Raw genomic sequence first — 26,750 nt, 5'->3', positions numbered from 1 at the left:
ACCTGAGCTCCGGGAGACCTACTCTGAAGATATGGGAGGGCCTGGAGACCCACCTGAGGGGACACCCGAGGGCGGACCCGGAGGTGGCGAGGACGAGTACCGATCCGTCGTCTTCGACGAGTCGTTCGTCCGTGCTGCCCGGCTCCAGGAGTTCTCCGCGCAGGAGCGCATCGACGATCACGCCCCCGCCGTCCGCCGCCGCCCGCCGCTGCGCCGGGGTCTGTCCCGGCAGGCCCTGATCCTGGTCCTGCTGATCGCCGTCGCCTTCGGCACCGCGATCTACATGGGCGTACGGCACCCCTACCAGACCCCCGCGAGCCCGCAGCCCGTGGAGCCGGTGCGGATGACCGTGATCCCGCTCGCCCCGCCGGGCGAGGTGCCGGGCTCCGCCGACATCGAGGCGCTCTACCGGAACAGCCCCGCCGCCCAGTACCGCATCGGCGCCAAGGGCGTCCCGCTGCCCGCCTACCGGAGCACCGCGCACTTCTCCGAGGGCCAGGTCGTGAACGCGCTGACGGTCGCCAAGGACTACGTCGTCCGCTCCGCGCTCTATCCCGAGGTGGTCCTGGGCGAGCAGATCCGGCCGGTGCGGGTGCTGCTCGACCCGGACCAGCTCGACCAGTTCGACCAGAGCTTCGACCACCCGGCCGCCGACGGCAGGCACGCCCCGACCGGCTGGCTGGTTCGCTTCGATCCGGGCGGCGTCGAGCTCGCCGACCGCGAGATCCGGGTGCAGGGCACGCTCACGGCCACCGAGGCCGACTCCTCCACCCTGGAGGTCACCGCGGACCACACCTTCGTGTACGCGCTGCGCCCGGCCGGCTCCGGGGCGCAGGCGGAGGCATCCCTGTTCACCGTCCGGCGCGAGCTGCACTTCCGCTTCGACCACGACGACCTGCGCATGCGCCAGGCCCAGCTGGTCGTCTCCTACGTCCAGGCGGGCCCACTGTCCTGCGCCGACGACTCCGCGAACCAGCTGCGCCCGCTGCTGGCCGGCCAGACCGCCAAGGCGGGCGGCCCGGCCGGTACGGACCCCTACGCGACCGGGAACGCCACGGCGCTGTGCGGATCGCTGGCGGAGAGTGCGCAGCCCAGGGTCTGAGCCGGAGGCGGAAGGTCAGTCCCCGTCCCGCGGCGGCGGAGGCGTGTCCGTGGGCGGCTCGTCCTGCCGCTCGGCACCGGCGGAGCCGTTGCCGAAGCCCCCGAAGCCCCGCCGCACCCGGCCGCCGAGGTCGCCCGCGCCGCCCGCGATGTCCGTGACCAGCTTCATCAGCGGGTCCTTGGACGACTTCACATGCGTGGCGTAGTGCGACGCGGACTCACGGAAGGAGTCCGTCACCGAGGTGTCCTTGTCCTCGGAGCGGCGCGGGTAGTGGCCGTCCATGATCCGCTGGTAGTCGCGGCTCTCGGCCCACTTCTTCAGCTCGGCCGCGCGGACCGCGGTGAAGGGGTGCGAGCGGGGCAGCACGTTCAGGATCTTCAGCACGGAGTCGCGCAGGTCGCCGCCCGCCTCGTACTCCTCGGCCTGCTTCAGGAACGCGTCCACGTTCATCTCGTGCAGATGGTTGCCGCCCGCGATCTTCATCAGGCCGCGCATCGAGGCCTGGAGGTCCTGGCCGACCAGCAGACCGGCGCGGTCCGCGGACAGCTCCGACTTGCGGAACCACTCGCGCAGCGCGGTCACGATCGCCATGATCGCGACGGTGCCCAGCGGGATCCAGGCGACCCGGATGGCGAGGTTGGTCAGGAACAGCAGGATGGTCCGGTACACGGAGTGCCCGGACAGCGCGTGCCCGACCTCATGGCCGACGACCGCCCGCATCTCCTCCTCGTCGAGCAGCTCGACGAGCCCCGTGGTCACCACGATGATCGGCTCGTCCAGGCCGATGCACATCGCGTTCGGCTGCGGGTCCTGGTTGACGTACATCGGCGGGACCTTCTCCAGGTCCAGGATGTAACAGGCGTCCCGCAGCATGTCGTTGAGGTGCGCGAACTGCTGGTCCGAGACGCGCACGGAGTCGGACAGGAACAGCAGCCTGAGGCTCCGCTCGGGCAGCAGGCCGCTCAGCGCCTTGAAGACGGTGTCGAACCCGCTCAGCTTGCGCAGCGCCACCAGGGCACTGCGGTCGGCCGGGTGCTCGTACGCACGCGAGGAGATGCCGGGGAAGCGCCTGCGCTGCCTGCTCGGCACATGCTCGTGCCCGTCCTGCTGGTGGCCGTCGTCGGACATGTGGTCCCCCATGTGCGTCTGTGTGGCCGTGCGGCCCTTGGGCCCCCCGAAGCAGGCTCCAGCCTAGGCGGAGTTACCGTGGACGGGCAGTACAGCGAAGGAGTCCCGCCATGGAGCACCACCCCGCAGCCGCCTGGCTGACCGAGGCCGCGAACGCGGCGGAGAGACAAGGGGCGGGAAATCTGCTCCGGGTCGTCCTGATCGTGATGCTCCTGGGCACTGTCCTGACCGCGTGGTTCCTGCTGCGGGGGTACAAGCAGAAGGACGACTGAGGCGCCGGATAAGTTGCCTCGGTGCGCGGGCGCCGCGCTGAGCCTTGCCCCAACGGCGGAGTCGGCGTGATCGGCGCGGAGCCGCCCGCTTACGATGGGCCGACATCTTTATCCCGCCCACACCCGAAGGTCCTGCCGAAGATGAGCTTCCACAGCACCGCTGCCCAGTTGGTCACCCTCGCTTCCGAGGGCGGAGAGCACGGCGGCAACCATGAGAGCCTCGAACCGCTGGTGACCGGTGGCGGTGCCTTCGTCATCCTGATGCTGCTGCTGTGGATCACCACGCGTTTCAACCGGGACCGCTGAACCCCCGCCGGAGGGGTCTGGCGACCCTGGTCCACAAGTCGGGCCGGTAGGGTCTGCACGCATGGGAGAGCAGGACATGCCTACCGGCCCGGTCAACGGCCCGTCGAACCCCGGCAAGCGCCGGCTCGGCGTCATGGGCGGAACCTTCGACCCGATCCACCACGGGCACCTGGTGGCGGCCAGTGAGGTCGCCGCGCAGTTCCACCTGGACCAGGTCGTGTTCGTGCCGACCGGTCAGCCGTGGCAGAAGACCCATCGCAAGGTCTCCCCGGCCGAGGACCGCTATCTGATGACGGTCATCGCGACCGCCGAGAATCCCCAGTTCTCGGTGAGCCGCATCGACATCGACCGCGGCGGCCCGACCTACACCACGGACACGCTGCGCGACCTCAAGGCGCTCAACCCCGACACCGACCTGTTCTTCATCACCGGCGCCGACGCCCTCGGTCAGATCCTGACCTGGCGGGACGCGGAAGAACTGTTCTCCCTCGCGCACTTCATCGGGGTCACCCGGCCCGGTCACCACCTGGCCGACCCGGGTCTCCCGGAGGGCGGTGTCTCGCTGGTCGAGGTTCCCGCCCTGGCCATCTCCTCCACAGACTGCCGTGCGAGGGTCGCCAAGGGCGACCCGGTCTGGTATCTGGTGCCGGACGGAGTCGTGCGCTACATCGACAAGCGCGAGCTGTACCGCGGCGAGTGAGCCGAGAGGGGCACCGGTGAACGACCGATACGACGCGGGGGGCGCAGAGTACGGGGCTGGCCAGCAGTACGAGCTCGTCGGCTACGACGAGTACGGACGGCCGGTGTACCGGCCCGTCCAGCCACCGCAGCCACCCCAGCCCCCTCAGCAGCCGTACGACCCCTACGCTCAGCAGGGGTACGGCTACGACCCGTACGCGACCGGCGGGCAGCAGCCGGCGCAGTCGTACGACTCCTATGACCCCTACGGGCAGACCGGCCAGACCGGCCAGACCGGCCAGACCGGCCAGACCGGCCAGACCGGCCAGACCGGCCAGACCGGCCAGACCGGCCAGACCGGCCAGACCGGCCAGACCGGGCAGGCGGCCACCGGTGGCGCGGCCCCCTCCTACGACCCCTACGGGCAGACCGCGGCGAGCGGGCAGCAGCCGCGGGTCGCCGAGCAGACCGCCTACATCCCGCAGCAGGCCGGGCCCGCGGAGCGGACGGAGGAGCCGGGGCGGGACCAACGGGACTACCGCACCGAGCAGTTCGCCTTCGTCGAGGAGCCGGACGGTGACTCCGAGGACGTCATCGACTGGATGAAGTTCACCGAGAACCGCACCGAGCGCCGCGAGGAGGCCAAGCGCCGTGCCCGCAGCCGCCTCGTCGCGTTCGTCGTGGTCCTGGCGCTGGTCGCGGCCGGCGGCGTCGGCTACCTCTGGTACGCCGGGAAGCTGCCCGGTGTGTCGTCCTCCGGCGACAGGACCGACACCGCGACGGCCGGCGGCGCCCAGCAGCGGGACGTGGTCGTCGTCCACCTGCACAACACCAAGAGCGGCGACACCGCGACCGCCCTGCTCGTCGACAACACCACCACCCAGCAGGGCACCACCGTCCTGCTGCCCAACTCCCTCGGCCTGAGCGGCGACGACGGCACCACGACCACCCTCGCCAAGTCGGTCGAGGACGACGGCTCCTCCGGCACCCGCGAGGCGCTGGACACCGTCCTCGGCACCGAGATCCAGGGCACCTGGCGGCTGGACACCCCCTACCTCCAGAACCTGGTCGACCTCGTCGGCAACATCGACATCGACACCAACACCGATGTGCCCGACCCGTCCGCCAAGAAGGCCAAGGGCGCCGCCCCGCTGGTCAACAAGGGCGAGGCGCAGACCCTCAGCGGCAAGATGGCCGTCGCCTACGCCACCTACCGCGGCTCCGGAGAGGCCCAGAACGCCCAGCTGGAGCGGTTCGGGCAGGTCATGCAGGGCGTGCTGCGCAAGCTCTCCTCCGACGCGCAGGCCGCGACGGTCACCGTGCAGACCCTCCAGCAGATCCTCGACCCGTCCATGACGGACAAGGACCTCGGCACCTTCCTCGCCAAGCTCGCCGACCTCGCCAAGGGCGGCGACTACAAGACGGCGCTGCTGCCGGTGCAGGGCGACGGGACGCTGACCGCCGAGACCAGCGCCAGCGTGGTCAAGGACGTCCTCGGTGGCACCGCGAAGAGCCCCGACAAGGACGCGGCGGTACGGGTCTCGGTCCAGAACGCCAGCGGTGTGAAGGACAACACGGAGAAGGCCCGGGTGGTCCTCCTCAACGGCGGCTTCACCTTCCTGGAGGGCGGTACGGCGTCGTCGGCCCAGTCCGCCTCCAAGGTCGTCTACGGCGACGCCGCCGACAAGGAGAACGCCACCGAGGTCGCCAAGACCCTGGGCCTGCCCGCCGGCGCGGTGTCGAAGGGCAAGGTCGGCTCGAACGCGAGCGTCTCGGTGGTCCTCGGCCAGGACTACGCGCCGTCGTCGTCCTAGACCGGGGCGCCGAACAATCACGTGGGGCGCCGTCGGCGGTCGTGAGACCCTTGAGTCCTAGTGACCGCCGACGGAAAGCCTTGTAGTGACCGCCACTGACCGTTCCATCGAGCTCATCAACACCGCCGCCCAGGCGGCCGCCGACAAGCTCGCGCACGACATCATCGCCTACGACGTCAGCGACGTGCTGTCGATCACCGATGCCTTCCTGCTGGCCTCCGCGCCCAACGACCGCCAGGTCAAGTCGATCGTCGACGAGATCGAGGAGCGGCTCAGCAAGGAGCTCGGCGCCAAGCCGGTGCGCCGCGAGGGCGACCGCGAGGCCCGCTGGGTGCTGCTCGACTACGTCGACATCGTCGTCCACGTCCAGCACAGCGAGGAGCGGGTCTTCTACGCCCTGGAGCGGCTGTGGAAGGACTGCCCCGAGCTGGAGCTGCCCGAGGACGCCAAGGCCACCCGGGGCAAGGCCGCGGAGCACGCCCAGCTCCAGGCCGCCGAGGAGGCGGCCGAGCCGGACGGTGAGTGGCGATGAGCGCCACCGGCGAGGTGACCGCGGGCCGTCCGGGCCGCGGTCGCCGCGTCATCCTGTGGCGGCACGGCCAGACCTCGTGGAACGTGGAGCGCCGCTTCCAGGGCTCCACCGATGTCGCCCTCACCGAGGCCGGTATCGCCCAGGCCCGGCGGGCCGCCCGGCTGCTGGCCTCCCTCAAGCCCGACGCGATCGTCGCCTCCGACCTCCAGCGCGCCGCGCACACGGCCGCCGAGCTGGCCGTGCTCACCGGCCTGGACGTCGCCCAGGACGAGGGCCTCAGGGAGACCTACGCGGGCGTCTGGCAGGGCCTCACGCACGAGGACATCATCGCCCGCCACGGCGAGGAGTACGCCGCCTGGAAGCGCGGTGAGCCGGTCCGCCGCGGCGGTGGCGAGCTGGAGACCGAGGTCGCCGACCGCGCCGCCCCGGTGGTGCTCCGGCACGCCGAGAAGCTGCCAGACGACGGCACCCTCGTGGTGGTCAGCCACGGCGGCACGATCCGCACCACCATCGGCCGGCTCCTGGGTCTGGAGCCGCACCACTGGGAGAGCCTCGGCGGCCTCTCCAACTGCTGCTGGTCCGTCCTCGGTGAGGGCGCCCGCGGCTGGCGGCTGCTGGAGCACAACGCCGGCACCCTGCCGGAGCCGGTGCTCGGCGACGACGACTGACGGACCTTCTGGGGCCCGGGGCCCGGATTTCACTTTCTGGCAGGTCGCAGGCTAGAGTTCTTCTTGTTCGCCCCGCTGAGCGGGGCGCGACATCATGCGGCTCCGCCGCATGGCGCAAGGGGCTATAGCTCAGTTGGTAGAGCGCCTGCATGGCATGCAGGAGGTCAGGAGTTCAATTCTCCTTAGCTCCACAGATCAAGAACGAAGATCAGGATCCCACCCCCACCGGGGGTGGGATTTTTCGTGTACAGCTGCTTGAGTCAGTTGAGACCTCACAGGCGTATACATCCGTGGCGAGACCGTATTGGCCCGGCCGTGGCAGAATCAAACGGCCGGAAGGGGGCGCGGCCCGAACGGGAGGGAGCAGTGATGCCTGCGAGCATCCTCGGAGAGGCCGGTCGCCTCTCCGACTCGAGGTGGGCACGGGACACGGTCACCCGCCTCAGCTGCCCCTCATGCGGCTCCGTCCACGTCGCCCAGGTCCTCGGCGACAACGGCGGGATTTCCTACGTGTGCACGGCCTGCGGCCACAGCTGGAGCTGATCGATGGGTGCACATAGGCGAAGGTGTGACTGGTGCGGCAGCGGGACGCCGATCGTCCGCGACATGGAACCGGTCAATCCGGACTACCAGTACTGGTGCGAGGAATGCGCACGGGCGCTGATCATAAAAGGCGACCCGATCGAGACGTACCGCGAACTCGAGGGTGAGCCGATCTACGGGCGTCTCCTCGAAGAGCACTGCACGCTCAAGCGCTTCTACTCCTTCGTCACGGCTTGACGCAGAAGCGGACATTGGAGTCGTATCCGCCCACAGCGGAAACGATTTGGTGGTGCACCGGGTGGACCGTGTAATGTTGGCGTCGCCGCCGGGGAAACCGACAGGGGAACCGGGCGGACCAAGCAAGGGGCTATAGCTCAGTTGGTAGAGCGCCTGCATGGCATGCAGGAGGTCAGGAGTTCAATTCTCCTTAGCTCCACAGAGAAAGATCCCGCCGGGTCCTCAGGGCCCGGCGGGATCTTTTGCGTATGCGGTGGTTCAGCGGCCCAGGGCGCGGCGGCCGCGGCCCTGGGAGAGCACCGGCAGGTTGTTGCGGGAGGGGGCCCGCTCCGACTGGTCCTCGAGGCGCAGGGCGAGCGCCGGGCAGCGCCGGACCGCGCGCAGCGCCTTCGCCTCGGCGTAGCGCGGGACTTGGGCCTGGGCGACGGTGGGGAAGCCGTCGGCGCCGAGTTCGAAGACCTCCGGGAGGATGTCCGCGCACAGGCCGTGGCCGCGGCAGAGCGTCCAGTCGACGAAGATCTTCTGACGGCTGGGGCCGTTCTCCTCGGACTCCGCGCCGCCCGGGATACCCGTGGGGGCCTTGCCCCCCTCGAAGAGCGGCAGCACGCCCTCCACGGGCCGTCCGCAGCCGTTTCCGAGCACATGCGCGGCCAGGTCGTCGGTGAACGCCTTGATGGTCGACTCCAGGAACATCGCCGAGCCGTCCGGGTGCGAACACGCGCCGCGCCGCTTCACGTTCTTCGCGACCTGCTTGAGGGCTTCGAGGGCGGCCGGTCCGCCGCCGTTGAGGATGTCCTCCATGCCGCGCGCGGCGGCCGGCAGGCCGAGGTAGCAGGGGCCGCACTGGCCCGCGCTCTCCTCCGCCAGCCACTGCGCCACCCGCAGCGACTCGCCCAGCGGGCAGGTCGCCTGAGTGATCGGCAGGATGGCGCCGGCGCCGAGGGCGCCGCCCACCGCGTCCAGCGAATTGCGCGAGACGATCGCCTCGTTGACCGTCGCCGCGTCGATCCACTTGCCGTGGTAGCCGCCGGTCAGCACGCCCTGCGGCACCGGCGGGGCACCGGCGAGCTGGAGGACGTAGCGCAGGGGCACGCCCGTGGGGACCTCGATCACCATCGGGCGGGCGACGGCGCCGGACACCGTCAGCAGGACGGTGCCCGGCTCGTCGTACAGGCCGGTGTTGCCGTAGCGCTCCGGGCCGATGCGGGCCGCGATGGCGAGCTGGGCGAAGGTCTCGGCGTTCGACAGCAGTGTGGGCGCGCCGCCCACGCCGCTCTTGGAGGCGCTGATCTTGCGGCCGGGCGGGATCGCCGGGCCGCCGTCGATGGACCGGATCAGCGAGGCCGCCGCTCCGGTCACCATCCGTACGGGGTTGCGCTGCACGCGGGCGCGCAGCGCCGAGCGGCGGCCGTTGCTCAGGCCCCGTTCGGCGAGCGCGGCCTCCATGGAGCGCTGGGTGGACTCCCGGGTGACCCCCACCACGAGCGTGCGGGCACCCAGGGCCTCGGCGACCAGCAGCGCGCCGTCCAGGATGAGATGCGGGGCACGGTTGATGAGGACCGTGTCCTTGCGGCAGGCCGGTTCGTCCTCGCTGCCGTTGACGACGACGACCGGCCTGACGCCGCGCTTGATCGCCGATTCGGCGACCGAGCGCAGCTTCTTGTGGAAGGGGAAGCCCGCGCCGCCGCGGCCCTTCAGATTGATGCGTTCGGAGAGCTGCGCGAGCTGCTCTCCGCCCATCGGTTCGAGCGGCCCGTGCACCTTGAGGTGCATGGGCAGATCAAGTCTTTCGACAAGGTCGAAGCCCGACGTGAGCTGAGGAAGACCGACCACGCGGACTTCTGGTACGTCGGGCAGGGCCTCGTTCACCTATAGCCTCCGGAAGGCGTGTTCCAAGGTTCGCCCGAACCCGGTGCGTCGAAGGACTCACCGGGGGGTGGTTCATTGGCGGGACCGCTGTTGTACGTGTCGTTGGGGTTGTACGTGCCGTAGAGGTTGTTCGACTCACCGGTGTCGTACACATCACTCCCGCCGTACCCACCAGTGCCCGAATTGCCATAGGTCGGGATGTTGTATCCGGTGTCCGTGAGGGGGTCGTACGCCGACGGGGGCGCCTCGCCGACCGGCGGGGGCGACGGGATCGGCCAGCTTCCGGAGGTGCTGCCGCCGCTGTCCATGCGCGGGATCGCCTCGGTGGGCTGCATGTCCAGCGGCAGATCCATGCGCGCGGTCTGGTCGGTGGCGAAGGACTGCGCGCCCTGGTCGGAGAAGTCGGAGAAGTCGGAGAAGGACTCCTGGGGGCGCGGGGGCGTGTTGACGGCGCGGTAGGCGGCCGCGAAGCCGTTCGCCGGTTCGGCCGCCTGCGGTGCGGCGCGCTCCGCGGTGCGCTGGGTCTCGTAGCCGGGCAGCGAGCCGGTCTCGGCCATCCGGGCCCGGCTGGCGTCCAGTTCGTCGCGGGCCGAGCGCTCCTCGGTGGTGCCCAGGATCGCGGCGATCTTGTCGGCGACCTTGCGCTTGACCGGCCGGGGCGCCGCGCGCAGCGCCAGGGCGACGGCGACGCCGACCAGGCACAGCTCGTACGACACCATGAAGAACGTCTTCGCCGGGCGGCCGGCGAACAGGCCGTGCACCAGCGCCGCGCACCAGGCCGGGTAGGCCAGCATGTGCATGGCCCGCCAGCGGGCGGCGACCGGGGCGGGGGAGGCGAAGGCGCTGCGCAGGGCGCCGGTGATGCCCACGAAGATCATGAGCAGTCCGGCCAGCGAGCCGAGGCCGATCAGGCCCCCGGGGCCGGTGAAGCCCAGCGAGAAGGGGATCACGGCGCCGATCAGCTCGGTGTGGTCGAGCGCGAGCTTGGTCGTGATGTGCACCAGCAGGAAGGCGATCGAGGCGACCGCCAGGGTGCGGTGCACGGCCTGGCCGATGATCCGCTGGCGCGTGTTGAGGATGATCCGGTCCTGGGCGACCAGACCCCAGATCACCGAGCAGCTGAGCGAGACGAGGGACAGGACGCCCGCACCGAAGTTCAGGAACTCGCGGAAACGGTCACCTCCGACCAGTACGACGATGGGTATGAGCAGCACAACGACAGCCGACGCCGCCCCATAGGCCGAGCGGCCTGGCTTGGGGAGCGAGCTGGTACTACGTCGAGGGTTCATGGGGGCAACTCCGAGCGGTTCGGGAAAGCGGTCCCGCTGCCGCACTCTAAGTGGCATCAAACTGAGCAGTAGGCCATTTGAGTTATTGCGTTGTTATCAATCGGCCGTGCGGGGCCGGTGTTGTCCTGCTAGGGGCCCTTACGCCGGGTAATAATTGAACTTTGTTCAGCTTTTCTGAATCTTCACAAGTGGTTCGACGGTGTCCGGGCGGCCGTTCGATCGCGCCCGGGGCGCCCCGGAAGCCCGTCGCGAGCCGCTCGACGGCTGCGGTACCCTGACGCCATGCGTGCCGTACGCCTTCTGCTTAGCGAGCCGCGCTGATCAGCACCGGCCACCGTCGGATCGAGTGGCCGGCATCGGCGCGGCGTCCCCTCCTGTGCGAGGGGATTTTTCGTTTCTTGGACGTCAGCCGCTGGCAGAGACGATCGATGGAGCTTTGAGGATCATGAGCGAGACGAACCCCGCTGCCGCTGCTGAGGTGGCCGCGCCGCACCGCTACACGGCCGCCATGGCCGCGGAGATCGAGGCACGCTGGCAGGACTTCTGGGACGCCGAGGGCACCTATGAGGCGCCGAACCCGAGCGGTGACCTGGCGGGCGACCCCGCACTGGTCGCCCGGCCCAAGAAGTTCATCATGGACATGTTCCCGTACCCCTCCGGTGCGGGCCTGCACGTCGGCCACCCCCTGGGCTACATCGCCACCGATGTATCCGCCCGGTTCCAGCGGATGACCGGCCACAACGTCCTGCACACCCTGGGCTTCGACGCCTTCGGCCTGCCCGCCGAGCAGTACGCGGTGCAGACCGGCACGCACCCGCGCGTGTCGACCGAGGCGAACATCGAGAACATGAAGGCGCAGCTGCGCCGCCTGGGCCTGGGCCACGACAAGCGCCGCTCGTTCGCCACGATCGATCCCGACTACTACAAGTGGACCCAGTGGATCTTCCTGCGGATCTTCAACTCCTGGTACGACGACGAGGCGAAGAAGGCCCGCCCGATCTCCGAGCTGATCGCCCAGTTCGACAGCGGTGAGCGCGGGGTGCGCGGCGAGCGCTCCTGGAACGAGCTGACCGCCGCCGAGCGCGCCGACGTCCTGGGCGAGTACCGCCTGGCCTACGCCTCCGAGGCGCCGGTCAACTGGTGCCCCGGCCTGGGCACCGTGCTGGCCAACGAGGAGGTCACCGCCGAGGGCCGCTCCGAGCGCGGCAACTTCCCCGTCTTCAAGGCCAAGCTGCGCCAGTGGAACATGCGCATCACGGCCTACGCCGACCGGCTGCTGGACGACCTGGACGCGCTGGACTGGCCCGAGGCCATCAAGCTGCAGCAGCGCAACTGGATCGGCCGCTCCGAGGGCGCCCGCGTCGACTTCCCGATCGACGGCGAGCGCATCACCGTCTTCACCACCCGCCCCGACACCCTGTTCGGCGCGAGCTACATGGTGCTGGCCCCCGAGCACCCGCTGGTCGAGAAGTTCACCCCGGCCGCCTGGCCCGAGGGCACCCACGACGTGTGGACCGGCGGTCACGCCACCCCGGCCGAGGCCGTCGCCGCCTACCGCGCCCAGGCCGCCTCGAAGTCCGACGTCGAGCGCCAGGCCGAGGCCAAGGACAAGACCGGCGTCTTCATCGGCGCGTACGCCACCAACCCGGTCAACGGCGAGCAGGTCCCGGTCTTCATCGCCGACTATGTCCTGATGGGCTACGGCACCGGCGCGATCATGGCCGTACCGGCCGGCGACCAGCGTGACTTCGAGTTCGCGCGCGCCTTCGAGCTGCCGATCGTCTGCATCGTCGAGCCGACCGACGGCCGTGGCACGGACACCTCGACCTGGGAGGACGCCTTCGCCTCCTACGACGCGAAGATCATCAACTCCACCGGTGAGGGCGTCTCCCTGGACGGCCTGGGCGTCGCCGAGGCCAAGGCGCGCATCACCGAGTGGCTGGAGCGCACCGGCACCGGCGAGGGCACCGTCAACTTCCGGCTGCGCGACTGGCTGTTCAGCCGCCAGCGCTACTGGGGCGAGCCCTTCCCGATCGTCTACGACGAGGACGGCACCGCACACTCCCTGCCGGAGTCGATGCTGCCGCTGGAGCTGCCCGAGGTCGAGGACTACTCCCCGCGCACCTTCGACCCGGACGACGCCGACACCCAGCCCGAGACGCCGCTGTCGCGCAACGAGGAGTGGGTGAACGTCACCCTGGACCTGGGCGACGGCCGTGGCCCGCGCAAGTACCGCCGCGAGACCAACACCATGCCCAACTGGGCCGGTTCCTGCTGGTACGAGCTGCGCTACCTGGACCCGCACAACTCCGAGAAGCTGGTCGACCCGGAGACCGAGCGGTACTGGATGGGCCCGCGCGAGGGCATGCCGCACGGCGGTGTCGACCTGTACGTCGGCGGCGCCGAGCACGCCGTGCTGCACCTGCTGTACGCCCGCTTCTGGTCCAAGGTCCTGTTCGACCTGGGGCACGTCTCCTCGGCGGAGCCGTTCCACAAGCTGTTCAACCAGGGCATGATCCAGGCCTACGTCTACCGCGACAGCCGGGGCATCGCGGTGCCGGCCGCCGAGGTGGAGGAGCGCGAGGGCGCGTACTACTACCAGGGCGAGAAGGTCTCCCGGCTGCTGGGCAAGATGGGCAAGTCCCTGAAGAACGCGGTCACTCCGGACGAGATCTGCGCGGAGTACGGCGCGGACACGCTGCGCCTGTACGAGATGGCGATGGGCCCGCTGGACGTCTCCCGGCCGTGGGACACCCGCGCGGTGGTGGGCCAGTTCCGGCTGCTGCAGCGGCTGTGGCGCAACGTCGTCGACGAGGCGAGCGGCGCGGTGACCGTCGTCGACGGCGAGGCCGACGAGGACACGCTGCGGGCGCTGCACAAGGCGATCGACGGGGTGCGCGGGGACCTGGAAGGCATGCGGTTCAACACCGCCATCGCCAAGGTGACCGAGCTGAACAACCACCTGACCAAGGCGGGCGGCGCGGTTCCGCGTACGGTCGCCGAGGCGCTGGTGCTGCTGGTCGCTCCGCTGGCCCCGCACATCGCCGAGGAGCTGTGGCGCAGGCTGGGGCACGAGGACTCGGTGGTGCACCAGGACTTCCCGGTCGCCGACCCGGCGTATGTCGTCGACGAGACGGTGACCTGTGTCGTCCAGATCAAGGGCAAGGTCAAGGCCCGTCTGGAGGTCTCGCCGGCCATCTCCGAGGAGGAGCTGGAGAAGGTCGCGCTGGGTGACGACAAGGTCGTGGCGGCGCTGGACGGCGCGGGGATCCGGAAGGTCATCGTGCGGGCGCCGAAGCTGGTGAACATCGTTACGGCGTAAGCCGCCGGGTGCCGCCTCCGGGTGGTCCCCTACGGGCAGGTTCGGGGTTCTTCCGGAACTCCGGGCCTGCTCGCTGCGTTTACCGTGGAGAGCAGCGCGGCGAGTGCCGTCGTGGGACCGAGGAGGAGCGTCGTGGAAGCAGTGATCGCAGTCGTGGCCCTGCTCTTCGTGCTCCTCGTGGTGCTCGGCGTCTACGCCACCGTGAAGGCGGTCGGCGCCGCCAAGCGCGCCGCGGACCGCACCCTCACACAGGCCCGCCGCACGGTGGAGGACCACACCCTGCGCGCCAAGTCCTTCGCCCAGCCGGGCCCGGTGGGCGAACTGGCCCAGCTGCGGCTGAAGCTGCGCACCTCGATGCGCGCCACCCAGGACGCGCTGCACGCGGGCGTGGCCGAGGACGAGTCCCTCAAGGAGTCCCTCGGCCTCTTCGAGCGGCTCAGCGCGCACGGCCATGAACTCGACGACGAGCTGCGGCGCCTGGAGAGCGAGCCGGACCGCTCGACCCTCGTCGAGCGGCTCCCGGGCCTGCGGGAGCGCACCGAGCGCATCGTTGCTTCGGCGGACTCCCTGCGCTGGGCGGCCCGCGACCGGGCCCGCCGGTTCGCCGACGACGACCTGGACTCGCTGAGCGCGCAGATCGACGTGGAGGCCGGTGCCCTGCGGCACTGGACGACCGAGCCCACCGCGGCTGCCGGGACGACCGGGTCCGCCGAGGGGACGCCCGCCGCCCCGCCTCCGCCGTGGCCCGAGGCGCCGGTCGCCGACGCGCCCGCCGCCCAGCAGACCTGGCCGGACACCCCGCAGCGGCGGACGGCCGAGGAGCCGACGAGGCCCGCCATCACCCCGCCGGACCCGCGCCCTGCCTACCCCTGGCAGAAGAAGCCCCGCCCCGAGAGCACCACTTGATCCGGCCACGGCCGCCCAGGTGACAGGGCCCGGGCTGCCGCCAGGGCGCTACGCCAGGTAACCTCCAGCTCATGTCCCGCCATGTCGCGATCGTCACCGATTCAACGGCCTACCTGCCGCCGCGGACGATGGAGCGTCACGGCATCACAGCGGTACCCCTGACCGTGGTCATCGGTGACCAGGTGCTCGAAGAGGGCACCGAGATCTCGACCCGCTCCCTGGCCCAGGCTTTGCAGAAGCGGCGCCCTGTCACCACCTCCCGCCCCAGCCCCGAGCAGTTCGCCGAGACCTACCGCCGGGTCGCCGAGTCCGGCGCCACCGGCATCGTCTCGCTGCACCTCTCCGCCGAGCTGTCCGGCACCTACGACGCGGCCGTGCTCGCCGCGCGGGAGGCGCCGGTGCCGGTGCGGGTGGTGGACACCGGGATGGTCGCGATGGCCCTCGGCTTCTGCGCGCTCGCCGCGGCGGAGGTCGCGGAGACGGGCGGCACGGCCGACGAGGCGGTCACGGCGGCGGAGAAGCGGGCCGCGGGCACCTCCGGCTACTTCTACGTCGACACCCTCGACTATCTGCGCCGGGGCGGCCGGATCGGGGCGGCCCAGGCGCTGCTCGGCTCGGCGCTCGCGGTGAAGCCGCTGCTCCAGCTCAACGGTGGCCGGATCGAGCCCCTGGAGAAGGTGCGGACGGCGTCCAAGGCCATCGCCCGTCTGGAGGAGATCGCGGCGGACCGGGCCGGCGCCGCGCAGGTCGACATCGCCGTGCACCATCTCGCTGCCCCGGACCGGGCGTCGGCGCTGGCGGACCGGCTGCGGGCGCGGGTGCGGGGGCTGGCGGATCTGCATGTGAGCGAGGTGGGGGCGGTGATCGGGGCGCATACCGGGCCCGGGTTGCTGGGGGTTGTGGTCTCGCCTCGGTGAGCCCTTCGGTGAGCGGTTCGATGAGCGCTTGATGAGCCCCTTCGGGTGACGGGGTTATCCACAACCGGTGGACTCTCCCCGGGAATTGAGCAAGATCATCGCGGGTCGTCGAGGTGTCCCATCCTCGTCGTATGGCACTTCGATCAAGCACACGTACACGCCTTCGCGCAGGCGGCGCCGCCAGTGGGCCGGGGCGCGGTCCCCGCTCCGATGTCCGGACCCGTCACCGGCGCCCGTATCCGCGTGGCGGCCGGGTCCGGCACCGACCTGCCGCGGGCGAGGAGATCCGTCGGCGCGCGGAGGTGCTCTTCGGGGACCGGGGCGTGCTCGAACGGGAGTCGGGCAACGGGCCGCCGCGGGAGGAGGACGCCGGTCCGGAGACGCCCTTGGCCGAGGCTCCGGGCGACTGGCGTGAGCGGGCGGGGCTCGCGCTGCGGGAGCGGCTGCCCCTGTGGGTGCAGGCCCGCTGTGGGCTGGAGCGGCGGAGCGTGGTCGCGCTCGCGGTGGTGCTCGTCGTGGCGGCGGGGTTCGCCGCGCAGCATTTCTGGAGCGGGCGGACGCAGGGGGTGCGGGCGCCTGAGGTGGTTCGGGCGGGGCAGTCGGGGCAGTCGGGGGTCTACGGCGAGGGCCGCTCCGAGCCCGTGGTCGGCGTGGCGGACGCGTCTCCCGGGACCTCCGCGGCGCCCGAGATCGTGGTGGACGTCGGTGGGAAGGTGCGGGAGCCGGGCATCCATCGGCTGCCCGCCGGGTCCCGGGTGGATGACGCGCTGCGGGCGGCGGGCGGGGTGCGTCCGGGGACCAGTACGGAAGGGCTCAACCGGGCGCGGTTCCTCGTAGACGGCGAGCAGGTCGTCGTGGGCGAGCCCGCGCCGGTGCAGGGCGGCGCCCCGGTGCCGGGCGCGGCGGCCGGAGCGGCACCGACGGCCCCCGTCCCCCTCAACACGGCCACCCTGGAACAGCTCGACACCCTGCCGGGGGTCGGCCCGGTCCTGGCGCAGCACATCATCGACCACCGCACCCAGAGCGGCGGCTTCCGCTCGGTGGAGGAGCTGCGCGAGGTCAATGGCATCGGCGAGCGCCGCTTCGCCGATCTGCGGAATCTCGTACGGCCATGACTCGTCCTGCGATCACTCGTACGGCCATGACTCGTCCGGCCATGACGAGCGCCCCTGGGGCCGTACGTCCCGAGGTGCACGCGGCCTCCGGTAGTCGGCTCGGTGCGTCCCATCCGCGTCAGGAGGGTCCGACGGACCTGAGGCTCGTACCGCCGGCGCTCGCGGCCTGGGTGACGGCGGCGCTGCTGCTGACCGCACCGGGCGGGTGGGCGGTCGGGGTGGTGGCCGTGACTCTGGGACCGGCGGTCGTCCTGCTGGGGGCACGGCGGCTCGCGTGGCCGCGGGTGTCGGTCGCCGCCGTCCTGCTCTGCGTCGCCGCGGCCGCCGCCGCGGCCGGGCTGCACGGTGCCGATCTGCGGCGTGGACCGGTGCCCGAGCTGGCGCGTGAGTACGCCTACGTCACCGCCGAGGTCGAGCTCACCTCCGATCCCCGGCTCACCCGGCCCCGGGTCAGCGGGGACCGGACGACGCAGACGGCCGTGCTGATCGACGCCGAGGTGCGGCGGGTGACGGTCGGCGGGGGACCGGCGGTGGTGACACGGGCGCCGGTGCTGCTGGTGGTGCGGGGGGCCCGAGGGTCGCCGTGGCTCGGGTTGCTGCCGTCCACCCGACTGCGGGTGAGCGCGCGGCTCGCGCCCGCGCTGACCGGTGGGGACCGGGTCGCGGGGGTGCTGCGGGTGCGCGGCGAGGCGGCGCCGGAGGTCGTGGCACCGGCGTCGGCGGCGCAGCGGTTCGCGGGGCGGTTGCGCGCCGGGCTGCGGGAGGCGACCGACGGGCTTCCGGCGGACGCGCGGGCGCTGTTGCCGGGGCTGGTCGTCGGGGACACCTCGCGGATCACCCCGGAGCTGGACGAGGCGTTCAAGGAGACCGACCTCGCGCACACGCTCGCGGTCTCCGGAAGCAACCTCACGATCATCCTGGTGCTGCTCATCGGACCGCCGGGCACAGCCCAGCTCGCCGAGCGCCGGGGTCTTGCGCCGCGGCTCGGGCTGTCGCTGCGCACGACCGCGCTGTGCGGCGGGGCCCTCACGCTCGCCTTCGTCGTCGTATGCAGACCGGACCCGAGTGTGCTGCGGGCCGCGGCCTGCGGTGCCGTGGTGCTGCTGGCCCTGGCGACCGGGCGCCGCCGGTCCCTGTTGCCCGCGCTGGCGACGGCCGTGCTGCTGCTGGTGCTGTTCGACCCGTGGCTGGCCCGCAGTTACGGGTTCCTGCTGTCGGTGCTGGCCACGGGGGCGCTGTTGCTGCTGGCGCCGCGCTGGAGTGCCGCGTTGCGGCGGCGCGGGGTCGGTCCGCGGTGGGCGGAGGCGGTGGCGGCCGCTGCGGCGGCGCAGGTGGTGTGTGCGCCGGTGGTGGCGGTGCTGTCGGCGCGGGTGAGCCTGGTGGCGGTGCCGTGCAATCTGCTGGCCGAGTTCGCGGTGGCCCCGGCCACTGTGCTCGGGTTCGCGGCGCTGGCGGTGGCGCCGGTGGCGATGCCGGTGGCCAAGGCGTTGGCGTGGTGCGCGAGTTGGCCCGCCGGGTGGATCGCGGACATCGCGCGGACCGGGGCGGCGCTGCCCGGCGCGGGGATCGACTGGCCGGGCAGCTGGGCCGGGGCGGGACTGCTCCTCCTCGTCACGGTGGCCGGGCTGATGGTCGGGCGGCGGCTGTGGCGGAACCCCTGGTGGTGCGGGGCAGGGGCGGTGCTGCTGGTGCTGGCCGTGGTGCAGCCGCCCCCGCTGGTGCGGGTGATCGGCGGTTGGCCGCCGCCGGGGTGGCGGCTGGTCATGTGCGATGTGGGGCAGGGGGACGCGGTGGTGCTGGCGGCGGGTGAGGGCGCGGGCGTGGTGGTGGACACCGGGCCCGATCCGGAGCTCGTCGACCACTGTCTGCGCGGACTGGGCATCACACGGATCCCCCTGATCGTCCTGACCCACTTCCACGCCGACCATGTGGCGGGCCTGCCGGGGGTGCTGCGCGGCCGGGCCGTGGGGGAGATCGAGACCACCGGGTACGAGGAGCCGGTGGAGCAGGCGGAGTTCGTCCGCCGGGAGGCCGCGGCGCGAGGGGTGCCGGTGACGCGGGCGGTGACCGGGGAACACCGGCGGACCGGGAAGCTGTCCTGGCGGGTGCTGTGGCCGCCGCCCGCTCCGGCGCCGGGACCGGAGGGGCCGAACGACGCGAGTGTCACGTTGCTCGCGGAGGTGGCCGGGCTACGGATCCTGCTGCTCGGGGACCTTGAACCCCCCGCTCAGCGAGCCCTGTTGAGATCGCCGGCGGGCGCTCTCTCGGCCGGGGTGGATGTGCTGAAGGTGGCCCATCACGGGTCGGCGTACCAGGACCCCGACCTCCTGCGGACGGCGGCTCCGCGGGTGGCGTTGATCTCGGCGGGCGAGGACAACGGCTATGGCCATCCGGCTCCCGGCACGGTCGCGGCGCTGCGGGCGCGGGGTGCGGCGGTGCTGCGGACGGACGTGGACGGGGCGCTGGCGGTGGTGGGCGACGGCAGAGAGCTGCGAGTCACGGGAGACTGAGGTCATGAATTCCGCACAGGTTGACGCCTATCTGAGCCGGCTCGGTGTGAAGCATCCGGCGTGGCCCACTGTCGATGTCCTGCGCGAGCTGCATGTGCGCCACTTGCAGACCGTGCCCTTCGAGAACCTCTCGATCCACCTCGGCGAGGAGATCGTGCTGGAGGAGAAGCGGCTGCTGGACAAGCTGGTGGACGCGCGGAGGGGAGGGTTCTGTTACGAACTGAACGGCGCGTTCGGGGCGTTGCTGGCGGCGCTGGGGTACGAGGTCGCGCTGCTGGCGGGGCGGGTGTACGACCGCGAGGGGCGGCTGGGGATCCCGTACGACCATCTCGCGCTGCGGGTGCGGACGGTCGACGGGGGCGAGTGGCTGGCCGACGTCGGGTTCGGGGCGCACAGCCACTATCCGCTCGCGCTGGAGGCGCGGGGGGAGCAGGAGGATCCCGCGGGTGTGTTCCGGATCGTGGAGGCGGGGCCGGACGCGGCGGGGGCGCGCGGCGGGTACCGGGTGCCGGAGGCGGCGGACCTGGACGTCGTGATGAACGGCAGGCCGGAGTACCGGCTGGAGACGCGGCCCCGGGTGCTGGGTGACTTCGTCACCGGGGCGTGGTGGCAGTGCACGTCGCCCACCTCGCACTTCACTCAGTCGCTGGTGTGTACGCGGGTGACGGAGGACGGGGGGCGGATCACGTTGAGCGGGCGGACGCTGAAGACGACGGGGGCGGACGGGGTGAAGGTGGAGCGGCACCTCGCGACGGACGAGGAGGTGCTGACGGCGTATCGGGAGCGGTTCGGGATCGAGCTGGAGCGGGTGCCGGTGGTGCGGAAGGGGTGAGCGGTGGTCGAGGTCGGCGCGGCTGGAGAATGGCCGTGTGAGTGATGTGAGACATGTGCTGGTGCTGCCTGATCGTGACGCGGCCGAGGAGGTCGTGGCGGCGCTCGGGGAGCGGTTCGGGGTGGCCGAGGAGCCTCGGGTGGTGCGGGACGCGCTGGCGGGGGAGGACGACGCGGAGGACGCGCAGTGGCTGGTGGTGCTGCGGGACGAGGGCGGGGTGCTTGATCCCGCGGAGCTGGACGCGTTCGCGGGGGAGTGGGAGGGGTGGCGGGAGGAGCCGTAGGGCTGCCCGGCCTGTCAGTCCCCCGTGCCATCCTTGTCCCGATGGCCAAGAAGACTGCTGCTGATGACCTGCTCGCCCCCGTGACTCTTGCCGTGGGGCAGGAGGAGTTGTTGCTCGACCGGGCTGTGCAGGAGGTTGTGCGGGCCGCCAAGGCGGCTGATGCCGATACCGACGTGCGGGATCTGAGTTCCGAGCAGGTGCAGCCGGGGACCCTCGCCGAGCTGACCAGTCCCTCGCTCTTCGCCGAGCGCAAGGTCGTCGTCGTGCGCAACGCCCAGGATCTGTCCGCCGACACCGTCAAGGACGTCAAGGCGTATCTCACGGCGCCCGCCGAGGAGATCACCCTCGTGCTGCTCCACGCCGGTGGGGTCAAGGGCAAGGGGCTGCTCGACGCCGCCCGGAAGGCCGGGGCCCGGGAGGTCGCCTGCCCCAAGATGACCAAGCCCGCGGATCGGCTGGCGTTCGTGCGGCAGGAGTTCCGGGCCACCGGCCGGTCCGCCACGCCCGAGGCGTGCCAGACGCTGGTCGACGCCATCGGCAGCGATCTGCGGGAGCTGGCGTCCGCCGTGTCGCAGCTGGTCGCCGATGTCGAGGGGACCATCGACGAGGCCGTGGTCGGGCGGTACTACACCGGGCGGGCCGAGGCCTCCAGCTTCACCGTCGCCGACCGGGCCGTCGAGGGGCGGGCCGCGGAGGCGCTGGAGGCGTTGCGCTGGTCGCTGGCCACGGGCGTGGCGCCCGTCCTGATCACCAGCGCCCTGGCACAGGGCGTCCGGGCCATCGGCAAGCTGTCCTCCGCGCGCGGTGGGCGTCCCGCCGATCTCGCCCGTGAGCTGGGCATGCCGCCCTGGAAGATCGACCGGGTACGCCAGCAGATGCGCGGCTGGACCCCTGACGGCGTCGCCCTCGCCCTGCGCGCCGTCGCCGAGGCCGACGCCGGAGTCAAGGGCGGCGGGGACGATCCCGAGTACGCCCTGGAGAAGGCGGTCGTCACGATCGCGAGGGCGGCCCGCTCCAGAGGCCGCTGACGGGGGGAGGGGAGGGGGCCGCAGGCCCTCCCCTCAGGGGCGCGGGGCTGTATCGATATGCGGCTCTGCCGCGTGGGCGCGCCCAGCCACGACGCTCCCGCTGCCGCCCGACGACACAGCGCGGCACCCCCTGCGCGGCGGCGCTCAGCCAAACTCCCCAGGCCGATCCCCAGCCCGCGGAGCAGAATTGTGCCTGTCAGCCGCCCATCCGCCGGAACACGAAAGGTGGCGGTAACCATGGCTGAACACCCCCACGCACAGCTCGTCCGCAAGGGCTACGAGGCGTTCTCGCGCGGCGACATGGAAACCCTGCGCGGACTGATGACGTCGGACTGTACGCAGCACGTACCGGGTGACCACCCGCTCTCGGGTGACCACAAGGGGCAGGACGCGATCATCGCGATGTACGGCCGCCTCGCCGAGGAGACCAAGGGCACCATGCGGGCCGAGCTGATGTCCATGATGGTCGACGGCCGGGGCCATGTCGTGGCCATGCACCGGTTCACCGCCGACCGCAACGGCAAGCACCTCGACGAGAAGGCCTGCATCATCTTCCGGATCGTCGGGGACAAGGCCACCGACCTCGATGAATGCGTCGAGGACATCGACCGGGCCAACGAGTTCTGGAGCTGACCGCGGCGCCCACGCCGAAGGCCCCGGTGCCCGCCCTGGGGAAGGGCGAGGCGCCGGGGCCTTCGGTTCACGATGTCGAGCCCGTACCCGCGTGGCGAACGCAGGCCGCGTACAGGCTCAGGGTGCCGGTCGGGGGCGGATGAGAGAGGGCCCGCCCTGGGTCCTACCGGCCGCTGGATCCGGCGTACCGGATCCGATCAGACCAGATAAGGGGTTCAGCCCTTGAGGGAGGCGACCTTCGAAGCAAGCGCCGACTTCTTGTTGGCGGCCTGGTTCTTGTGGATGACGCCCTTGGAGACGGCCTTGTCGAGCTGACGCGCGGCAGCGCGCTGGTACTCGGTGGCCTTCTCCACGTCACCCGCGGCAGCGGCCTCACGGGCCTTGCGGATCGCGGTCTTCAGGGAGGACTTGACGGCCTTGTTGCGCAGCCGAGCCTTCTCGTTGGTCTTGATCCGCTTGATCTGGGACTTGATGTTCGCCACTGATTGAGCCTTTTCAGGTTCAGGCACGGGACCGCGAGGGACCCCTGCCAGGTGATTTCTTGGGGTGTGCCTCGCGCTGAGAGGGCATGAGACACAGCCACCCAGACTACCAGCGGGCCCGCGGGCGGCCCAAACCGGTCTCCGGTCGCCACCCGTGGGACCATGGAGCCTACGTATAGACCCGATCGTTCCGACCCGAGACCGCAGACGGCTGCGGACACCTCAAGAATCAGGACCCTGCGTGCCCGCGATCCCTAGCCATGTGCCCGAGCCGAGCCGAACCGACCCGGCTCTGATCCGCAATTTCTGCATCATCGCGCACATCGACCACGGCAAGTCCACGCTCGCCGACCGGATGCTCCAGCTGACCGGTGTGGTCGAGCAGCGGCAGATGCGCGCTCAGTACCTCGACCGCATGGACATCGAGCGCGAGCGCGGCATCACCATCAAGTCCCAGGCCGTGCGTCTGCCCTGGGCGCCCACCACGGACCCGGGCAACACGCACATCCTCAACATGATCGACACCCCGGGGCACGTCGACTTCACGTATGAGGTCTCCCGGTCGCTCGCCGCCTGCGAGGGCACCATCCTCCTGGTGGACGCCGCCCAGGGCATCGAGGCGCAGACCCTCGCCAACCTCTACCTGGCGATGGAGAACGACCTCACGATCATCCCCGTGCTGAACAAGATCGACCTGCCGGCCGCGCAGCCCGAGAAGTTCGCCGAGGAGCTCGCCAACCTGGTCGGCTGCGACCCCCAGGACGTGCTGCGGGTCTCCGCCAAGACCGGTGTCGGCGTCGACGCGCTGCTGGACAAGGTGGTCAAGGAGATCCCGGCCCCGGTCGGCGTCAAGGACGCCCCCGCGCGCGCCATGATCTTCGACTCGGTCTATGACTCCTACCGCGGTGTCGTGACCTACGTCCGGGTCATCGACGGCCAGCTCAACAAGCGCGAGCGCATCAAGATGATGTCGACGGGCGCGACCCACGAGCTGCTGGAGATCGGCACCAACTCGCCCGAGATGCTCAGCGCCGACGGCCTCGGCGTCGGCGAGGTGGGCTACCTGATCACCGGTGTGAAGGACGTCCGCCAGTCCAAGGTGGGCGACACCGTCACCAGCCAGCACAAGGGGGCCACGCAGGCGCTCGGGGGCTACAAGGACCCCAAGCCCATGGTCTTCTCCGGCCTGTATCCGCTGGACGGCTCCGACTACCCCGAGCTGCGCGAGGCCCTGGACAAGCTCCAGCTCAACGACGCCGCGCTGGTCTACGAGCCGGAGACCTCCGCCGCCCTCGGCTTCGGCTTCCGCGTCGGCTTCCTGGGACTCCTGCACCTCGACGTGATCCGTGAGCGGCTGGAGCGCGAGTTCGGGCTCGACCTGATCGCGACCGCGCCCAACGTGGTCTACCGGGTCGTGATGGAGGACGGCACAGAGCACACCGTCACCAACCCGAGCGAGTTCCCCGAGGGCAAGATCAACGAGGTCTACGAGCCGGTCGTACGCGCCACGATCCTCGCGCCCACCGAGTTCATCGGCTCGATCATGGAGCTGTGCCAGACCCGGCGCGGCACCCTGCTCGGCATGGACTACCTCTCCGAGGACCGGGTGGAGATCCGCTACACCCTGCCGCTCGCGGAGATCGTCTTCGACTTCTTCGACCAGCTGAAGTCCAAGACGCGCGGCTACGCCTCCCTGGACTACGAGCCCACCGGCGAGCAGACCTCCAGCCTGGTCAAGGTCGACATCCTGCTGCACGGCGACAAGGTGGACGCCTTCTCGGCGATCACCCACAAGGACGCGGCCTACGCCTACGGTGTGCGGCTCGTCGCCAAGCTGCGCGAGCTCATCCCGCGGCAGGCCTTCGAGGTGCCGATCCAGGCGGCCATCGGCTCCCGGGTCATCGCCCGCGAGACGATCCGCGCCATCCGCAAGGACGTCCTCGCCAAGTGCTACGGCGGTGACATCTCCCGTAAGCGGAAGCTGCTGGAGAAGCAGAAGGAAGGCAAGAAGCGGATGAAGATGGTGGGTTCCGTGGAAGTTCCGCAGGAAGCCTTCATCGCCGTGCTGAGCAGTGATGACAGCGCGGGGTCGGGCAAGGGCAAGAAGTAACCGCCGGTTACCGCAGCTCGGCCCGGCAAAACGGGCAGTCAGGGGTCCGTCGTACGAAAGTGCGGCGGGCCCCTGTGCACGTCGGGGGCAGGTCTCTGTAGGAAGTGACAGGGCGCGGACTCTTACGCCCCGGCCGGTCGACCTTTACTCTGATCCCTGCTCGATAGTTACTCGCGAGTTAAACAACGGCGCGAGTGTGAACCAGCCGCACCCTGAGCCAGCCGCACTGTCGCGGGCCCCGGAGGATGTCGTGAGTGACACACAGACTTTGATCGAGAACCGTCCGCCGAGCGTGGCGGCCCTCTTCCTGGAGCGCGTGGCGGCCACGCCGGACGCCGAGGCCTATCGCTATCCGGTGCCGAACGCCGCCGGGGAGGGCCCGGACGACTGGAAGTCGCTGAGCTGGGCCCAGGCCGCCGAGCGGGTCTACGCGATCGCCGCCGGCCTGATCGAACTGGGCGTGACGCCCGAGCAGCGGGTCGCCCTCGCCGCCTCCACCCGGCTCGAGTGGATCCTCTCCGACCTCGGCATCATGTGCGCGGGCGCGGCCACCACCACGATCTATCCGCAGACCAACGCGGACGAGTCGGCGTTCATCCTCTCCGACTCCGACAGCCGGGTGCTGATCGCCGAGGACGCGGCCCAGCTGGCCAAGGCGGTCGAGAAGCGCGGCGAGCTGCCCGACCTCACCCATGTCGTGGTGATCGACCCGACCGGCGTGGAGACCGCCGACTGGATCCTCACCCTGGACGAGCTGGAGAAGCGCGGCGCCGCCCGCCTGGAGAAGGACCCCGACCTGATCAAGGAGCGGGTCGGCGCCATCACCAAGGACCAGCTCGCCACGCTGATCTACACCTCCGGCACCACCGGCCGCCCCAAGGGCGTGCGCCTGCCGCACGACAACTGGTCGTACATGGCCAAGGCCATCGCCGCGACCGGTCTGGTCGGCCCCGAGGACGTGCAGTACCTGTGGCTGCCACTGGCGCACGTCTTCGGCAAGGTGCTCACCTCCGGCCAGATCGAGGTCGGTCACGTCACCGCCGTCGACGGCCGCGTCGACAAGATCATCGAGAACCTTCCGGTCGTCCAGCCGACGTACATGGCGGCCGTGCCGCGGATCTTCGAGAAGGTCTACAACGGGGTCGTCGCCAAGGCCCGCGCGGGCGGCGGCGCCAAGTACAAGATCTTCCAGTGGGCCGCCGGGGTGGCCCGTGAGTACGCCAAGGCCAGCCAGGACAACTTCCGGCGCACCGGCACGGCGTCCGTCCCCTTCGGGCTCGGCGCCAAGCACAAGGTCGCCGACGCGCTCGTCTACTCCAAGCTGCGGGAGGCCTTCGGCGGCCGGCTGCGGGCCTGTGTCTCCGGCTCGGTCGCGCTGGCCCCGGAGATCGGCTACTTCTTCGCCGGCGCCGGTATCCACATCCTGGAGGGCTACGGCCTCACCGAGTCCTCGGCGGCGTCCTTCGTCAACCCGGGCGAGGCGTACCGCACCGGCACGGTCGGCAAGCCGCTGCCCGGCTGCGAGGTCCGGATCGCCGACGACGGCGAGATCCTGCTGCGCGGGCCCGGCATCATGGAGGGCTACCACGGGCTGCCGGAGAAGACGGCGGAGGTGCTGGAGCCGGACGGCTGGTTCCACACCGGGGACATCGGCGAGCTGTCGCCCGACGGCTATCTGCGGATCACCGACCGCAAGAAGGACCTGTTCAAGACGTCGGGCGGCAAGTACATCGCGCCGACGGAGATCGAGGGCTCCTTCAAGTCGGTGTGCCCGTACGTGTCGAACATCCTGGTGCACGGCGCGGACCGGAACTTCTGTGCGGCGCTCATCGCGCTGGACGAGGTCTCGATCATGGGCTGGGCCGCGGACAACGGGCTCGGTGGGAAGTCGTACGCGGAGGTCGTCGCCGCGGAGCAGACCATCGCGATGGTCGACGGTTATGTGAAGCAGCTCAATGAGGGGCTTCAGCGGTGGCAGACCATCAAGAAGTTCCGGCTGCTTCCGCGGGATCTCGATGTGGAGCACGGGGAGATCACGCCGAGCCTGAAGTTGAAGCGGCCGGTTGTCGAGCGGGAGTACGCGCATCTCCTTGAGGAGATGTACGCCGGTTCGCGTGAGGCGTAGTCGGATGTAGGGGTGGCTGGGGAACTCGCGTGGCTTTCGGTCCGCTGTG

The 26,750-nt window shown here is 70.9% G+C and carries 23 protein-coding genes and 2 tRNA genes; 21 read left to right on the top strand and 4 right to left on the bottom strand.

Annotated features, from left to right (window positions below; all coding sequences use genetic code 11):
* Positions 1-31: 31 nt before the first annotated feature.
* The gene (locus tag STRCI_RS14330; protein ID WP_269659320.1) at positions 32-1,102 is read left to right on the top strand and encodes an SCO2583 family membrane protein; all 1,071 of its coding nucleotides are present in this window, start codon (positions 32-34) and stop codon (positions 1,100-1,102) included.
* Between the two features lie 15 nt (positions 1,103-1,117).
* Here the strand turns inward: STRCI_RS14330 and STRCI_RS14325 are convergent, their stop codons facing one another.
* Complete coding sequence (locus STRCI_RS14325; RefSeq protein WP_269664549.1) at positions 1,118-2,230, bottom strand: M48 family metallopeptidase; 1,113 nt, start codon at positions 2,228-2,230, stop codon at positions 1,118-1,120.
* A gap of 110 nt (positions 2,231-2,340) precedes the next feature.
* Between STRCI_RS14325 and STRCI_RS14320 the strand changes: the two genes are divergently transcribed.
* From STRCI_RS14320 to STRCI_RS14280, 9 genes are all read left to right on the top strand, one after another.
* Positions 2,341-2,502, top strand: coding sequence for a hypothetical protein (locus tag STRCI_RS14320; protein WP_269659319.1), 162 nt, complete (start codon positions 2,341-2,343; stop codon positions 2,500-2,502).
* Positions 2,503-2,643: 141 nt separating this feature from the next.
* Positions 2,644-2,808 carry a hypothetical protein gene (locus tag STRCI_RS14315; RefSeq protein ID WP_269659318.1) on the top strand — a complete coding sequence of 55 codons (165 nt, stop codon included), beginning with the start codon at positions 2,644-2,646 and terminating at the stop codon, positions 2,806-2,808.
* Between the two features lie 61 nt (positions 2,809-2,869).
* Positions 2,870-3,508 carry a nicotinate-nucleotide adenylyltransferase gene (gene nadD / locus STRCI_RS14310; protein WP_269659317.1) on the top strand — a complete coding sequence of 213 codons (639 nt, stop codon included), beginning with the start codon at positions 2,870-2,872 and terminating at the stop codon, positions 3,506-3,508.
* Between the two features lie 16 nt (positions 3,509-3,524).
* Positions 3,525-5,300 (top strand): LCP family protein, encoded by a 1,776-nt coding sequence (locus STRCI_RS14305; protein ID WP_269659316.1) that lies wholly within the window; start codon positions 3,525-3,527, stop codon positions 5,298-5,300.
* An 85-nt stretch (positions 5,301-5,385) separates the two neighbouring features.
* Entirely contained in the window at positions 5,386-5,832 is a 447-nt protein-coding gene (rsfS, locus tag STRCI_RS14300) for a ribosome silencing factor (protein WP_269659315.1), read from the top strand.
* Complete coding sequence (locus STRCI_RS14295; RefSeq protein ID WP_269659314.1) at positions 5,829-6,500, top strand: histidine phosphatase family protein; 672 nt, start codon at positions 5,829-5,831, stop codon at positions 6,498-6,500. Before rsfS ends, STRCI_RS14295 begins: the two co-directional genes overlap by 4 nt.
* 118 nt (positions 6,501-6,618) lie before the next feature.
* Positions 6,619-6,691 (top strand) — tRNA-Ala (locus STRCI_RS14290).
* A gap of 355 nt (positions 6,692-7,046) precedes the next feature.
* A complete protein-coding gene (locus tag STRCI_RS14285; RefSeq protein WP_015660434.1) occupies positions 7,047-7,280 on the top strand; it encodes a hypothetical protein in 234 nt (77 codons plus the stop codon).
* 126 nt (positions 7,281-7,406) lie between these two features.
* Positions 7,407-7,479 (top strand) — tRNA-Ala (locus STRCI_RS14280).
* 59 nt (positions 7,480-7,538) lie between these two features.
* Here the strand turns inward: STRCI_RS14280 and STRCI_RS14275 are convergent.
* Complete coding sequence (locus tag STRCI_RS14275) at positions 7,539-9,149, bottom strand: NADH-quinone oxidoreductase subunit NuoF family protein (protein ID WP_269659313.1); 1,611 nt, start codon at positions 9,147-9,149, stop codon at positions 7,539-7,541.
* On the bottom strand, positions 9,146-10,438 hold the full coding sequence (locus STRCI_RS14270) for a ferric reductase-like transmembrane domain-containing protein (RefSeq protein ID WP_269659312.1): 1,293 nt from the start codon (positions 10,436-10,438) through the stop codon (positions 9,146-9,148). Before STRCI_RS14270 ends, STRCI_RS14275 begins: the two co-directional genes overlap by 4 nt.
* 445 nt (positions 10,439-10,883) lie before the next feature.
* On the opposite strand from STRCI_RS14270, the gene leuS reads away from it, so the two are divergent.
* The 9 genes from leuS to STRCI_RS14225 all read left to right on the top strand — a co-directional run bounded on the left by leuS (position 10,884) and on the right by STRCI_RS14225 (position 21,984).
* A complete protein-coding gene (leuS, locus tag STRCI_RS14265; protein WP_269659311.1) occupies positions 10,884-13,760 on the top strand; it encodes a leucine--tRNA ligase in 2,877 nt (958 codons plus the stop codon).
* Between the two features lie 132 nt (positions 13,761-13,892).
* The gene (locus STRCI_RS14260; RefSeq protein ID WP_269659310.1) at positions 13,893-14,666 is read left to right on the top strand and encodes a hypothetical protein; all 774 of its coding nucleotides are present in this window, start codon (positions 13,893-13,895) and stop codon (positions 14,664-14,666) included.
* A 71-nt stretch (positions 14,667-14,737) separates the two neighbouring features.
* Positions 14,738-15,583: a DegV family protein gene (locus STRCI_RS14255; RefSeq protein ID WP_269659309.1), complete on the top strand. Its 846-nt coding sequence runs from the start codon at positions 14,738-14,740 to the stop codon at positions 15,581-15,583.
* A gap of 131 nt (positions 15,584-15,714) precedes the next feature.
* On the top strand, positions 15,715-16,698 hold the full coding sequence (locus tag STRCI_RS14250; RefSeq protein ID WP_269659308.1) for a ComEA family DNA-binding protein: 984 nt from the start codon (positions 15,715-15,717) through the stop codon (positions 16,696-16,698).
* A gap of 41 nt (positions 16,699-16,739) precedes the next feature.
* Positions 16,740-19,208: a ComEC/Rec2 family competence protein gene (locus STRCI_RS14245; RefSeq protein ID WP_269659307.1), complete on the top strand. Its 2,469-nt coding sequence runs from the start codon at positions 16,740-16,742 to the stop codon at positions 19,206-19,208.
* Positions 19,209-19,212: 4 nt separating this feature from the next.
* The gene (locus STRCI_RS14240) at positions 19,213-20,040 is read left to right on the top strand and encodes an arylamine N-acetyltransferase family protein (RefSeq protein WP_269659306.1); all 828 of its coding nucleotides are present in this window, start codon (positions 19,213-19,215) and stop codon (positions 20,038-20,040) included.
* Positions 20,041-20,077: 37 nt separating this feature from the next.
* Positions 20,078-20,323 carry a hypothetical protein gene (locus STRCI_RS14235; protein ID WP_269659305.1) on the top strand — a complete coding sequence of 82 codons (246 nt, stop codon included), beginning with the start codon at positions 20,078-20,080 and terminating at the stop codon, positions 20,321-20,323.
* A 41-nt stretch (positions 20,324-20,364) separates the two neighbouring features.
* On the top strand, positions 20,365-21,351 hold the full coding sequence (gene holA, locus STRCI_RS14230; RefSeq protein ID WP_269659304.1) for a DNA polymerase III subunit delta: 987 nt from the start codon (positions 20,365-20,367) through the stop codon (positions 21,349-21,351).
* Positions 21,352-21,588: 237 nt separating this feature from the next.
* Positions 21,589-21,984 (top strand): nuclear transport factor 2 family protein, encoded by a 396-nt coding sequence (locus tag STRCI_RS14225; RefSeq protein WP_269659303.1) that lies wholly within the window; start codon positions 21,589-21,591, stop codon positions 21,982-21,984.
* A 215-nt stretch (positions 21,985-22,199) separates the two neighbouring features.
* Here the strand turns inward: STRCI_RS14225 and rpsT are convergent, their stop codons facing one another.
* Positions 22,200-22,466 (bottom strand): 30S ribosomal protein S20, encoded by a 267-nt coding sequence (gene rpsT / locus STRCI_RS14220; protein WP_015660447.1) that lies wholly within the window; start codon positions 22,464-22,466, stop codon positions 22,200-22,202.
* Positions 22,467-22,707: 241 nt separating this feature from the next.
* Between rpsT and lepA the strand changes: the two genes are divergently transcribed.
* Positions 22,708-24,576 carry a translation elongation factor 4 gene (gene lepA, locus STRCI_RS14215; RefSeq protein WP_269659302.1) on the top strand — a complete coding sequence of 623 codons (1,869 nt, stop codon included), beginning with the start codon at positions 22,708-22,710 and terminating at the stop codon, positions 24,574-24,576.
* Positions 24,577-24,826: 250 nt separating this feature from the next.
* Positions 24,827-26,701, top strand: a complete 1,875-nt coding sequence (locus tag STRCI_RS14210) for an AMP-dependent synthetase/ligase (protein WP_269659301.1) — start codon at positions 24,827-24,829, stop codon at positions 26,699-26,701.
* Positions 26,702-26,750: the final 49 nt, after the last annotated feature.

Origin of the sequence: Streptomyces cinnabarinus (assembly GCF_027270315.1) — a bacterium.
Classification (GTDB): domain Bacteria; phylum Actinomycetota; class Actinomycetes; order Streptomycetales; family Streptomycetaceae; genus Streptomyces; species Streptomyces cinnabarinus.
The sequence above is the reverse complement of the archived record's forward strand: the minus strand, read 5'-3'. Positions and strand labels throughout refer to the sequence as shown.

Bases quoted from the DNA above. Each gene is read 5' to 3' on its own strand.
- STRCI_RS14330 (WP_269659320.1), top strand. From the start codon at position 32: ATGGGAGGGCCTGGAGACCCACCTGAGGGGACACCCGAGGGCGGACCC.
- STRCI_RS14325 (WP_269664549.1), bottom strand. From the start codon at position 2,230: ATGTCCGACGACGGCCACCAGCAGGACGGGCACGAGCATGTGCCGAGC.
- STRCI_RS14320 (WP_269659319.1), top strand. From the start codon at position 2,341: ATGGAGCACCACCCCGCAGCCGCCTGGCTGACCGAGGCCGCGAACGCG.
- STRCI_RS14315 (WP_269659318.1), top strand. From the start codon at position 2,644: ATGAGCTTCCACAGCACCGCTGCCCAGTTGGTCACCCTCGCTTCCGAG.
- nadD (WP_269659317.1), top strand. From the start codon at position 2,870: ATGGGAGAGCAGGACATGCCTACCGGCCCGGTCAACGGCCCGTCGAAC.
- STRCI_RS14295 (WP_269659314.1), top strand. From the start codon at position 5,829: ATGAGCGCCACCGGCGAGGTGACCGCGGGCCGTCCGGGCCGCGGTCGC.
- STRCI_RS14285 (WP_015660434.1), top strand. From the start codon at position 7,047: ATGGGTGCACATAGGCGAAGGTGTGACTGGTGCGGCAGCGGGACGCCG.
- STRCI_RS14270 (WP_269659312.1), bottom strand. From the start codon at position 10,438: ATGAACCCTCGACGTAGTACCAGCTCGCTCCCCAAGCCAGGCCGCTCG.
- leuS (WP_269659311.1), top strand. From the start codon at position 10,884: ATGAGCGAGACGAACCCCGCTGCCGCTGCTGAGGTGGCCGCGCCGCAC.
- STRCI_RS14255 (WP_269659309.1), top strand. From the start codon at position 14,738: ATGTCCCGCCATGTCGCGATCGTCACCGATTCAACGGCCTACCTGCCG.
- STRCI_RS14250 (WP_269659308.1), top strand. From the start codon at position 15,715: ATGGCACTTCGATCAAGCACACGTACACGCCTTCGCGCAGGCGGCGCC.
- STRCI_RS14245 (WP_269659307.1), top strand. From the start codon at position 16,740: ATGACGAGCGCCCCTGGGGCCGTACGTCCCGAGGTGCACGCGGCCTCC.
- STRCI_RS14240 (WP_269659306.1), top strand. From the start codon at position 19,213: ATGAATTCCGCACAGGTTGACGCCTATCTGAGCCGGCTCGGTGTGAAG.
- holA (WP_269659304.1), top strand. From the start codon at position 20,365: ATGGCCAAGAAGACTGCTGCTGATGACCTGCTCGCCCCCGTGACTCTT.
- STRCI_RS14225 (WP_269659303.1), top strand. From the start codon at position 21,589: ATGGCTGAACACCCCCACGCACAGCTCGTCCGCAAGGGCTACGAGGCG.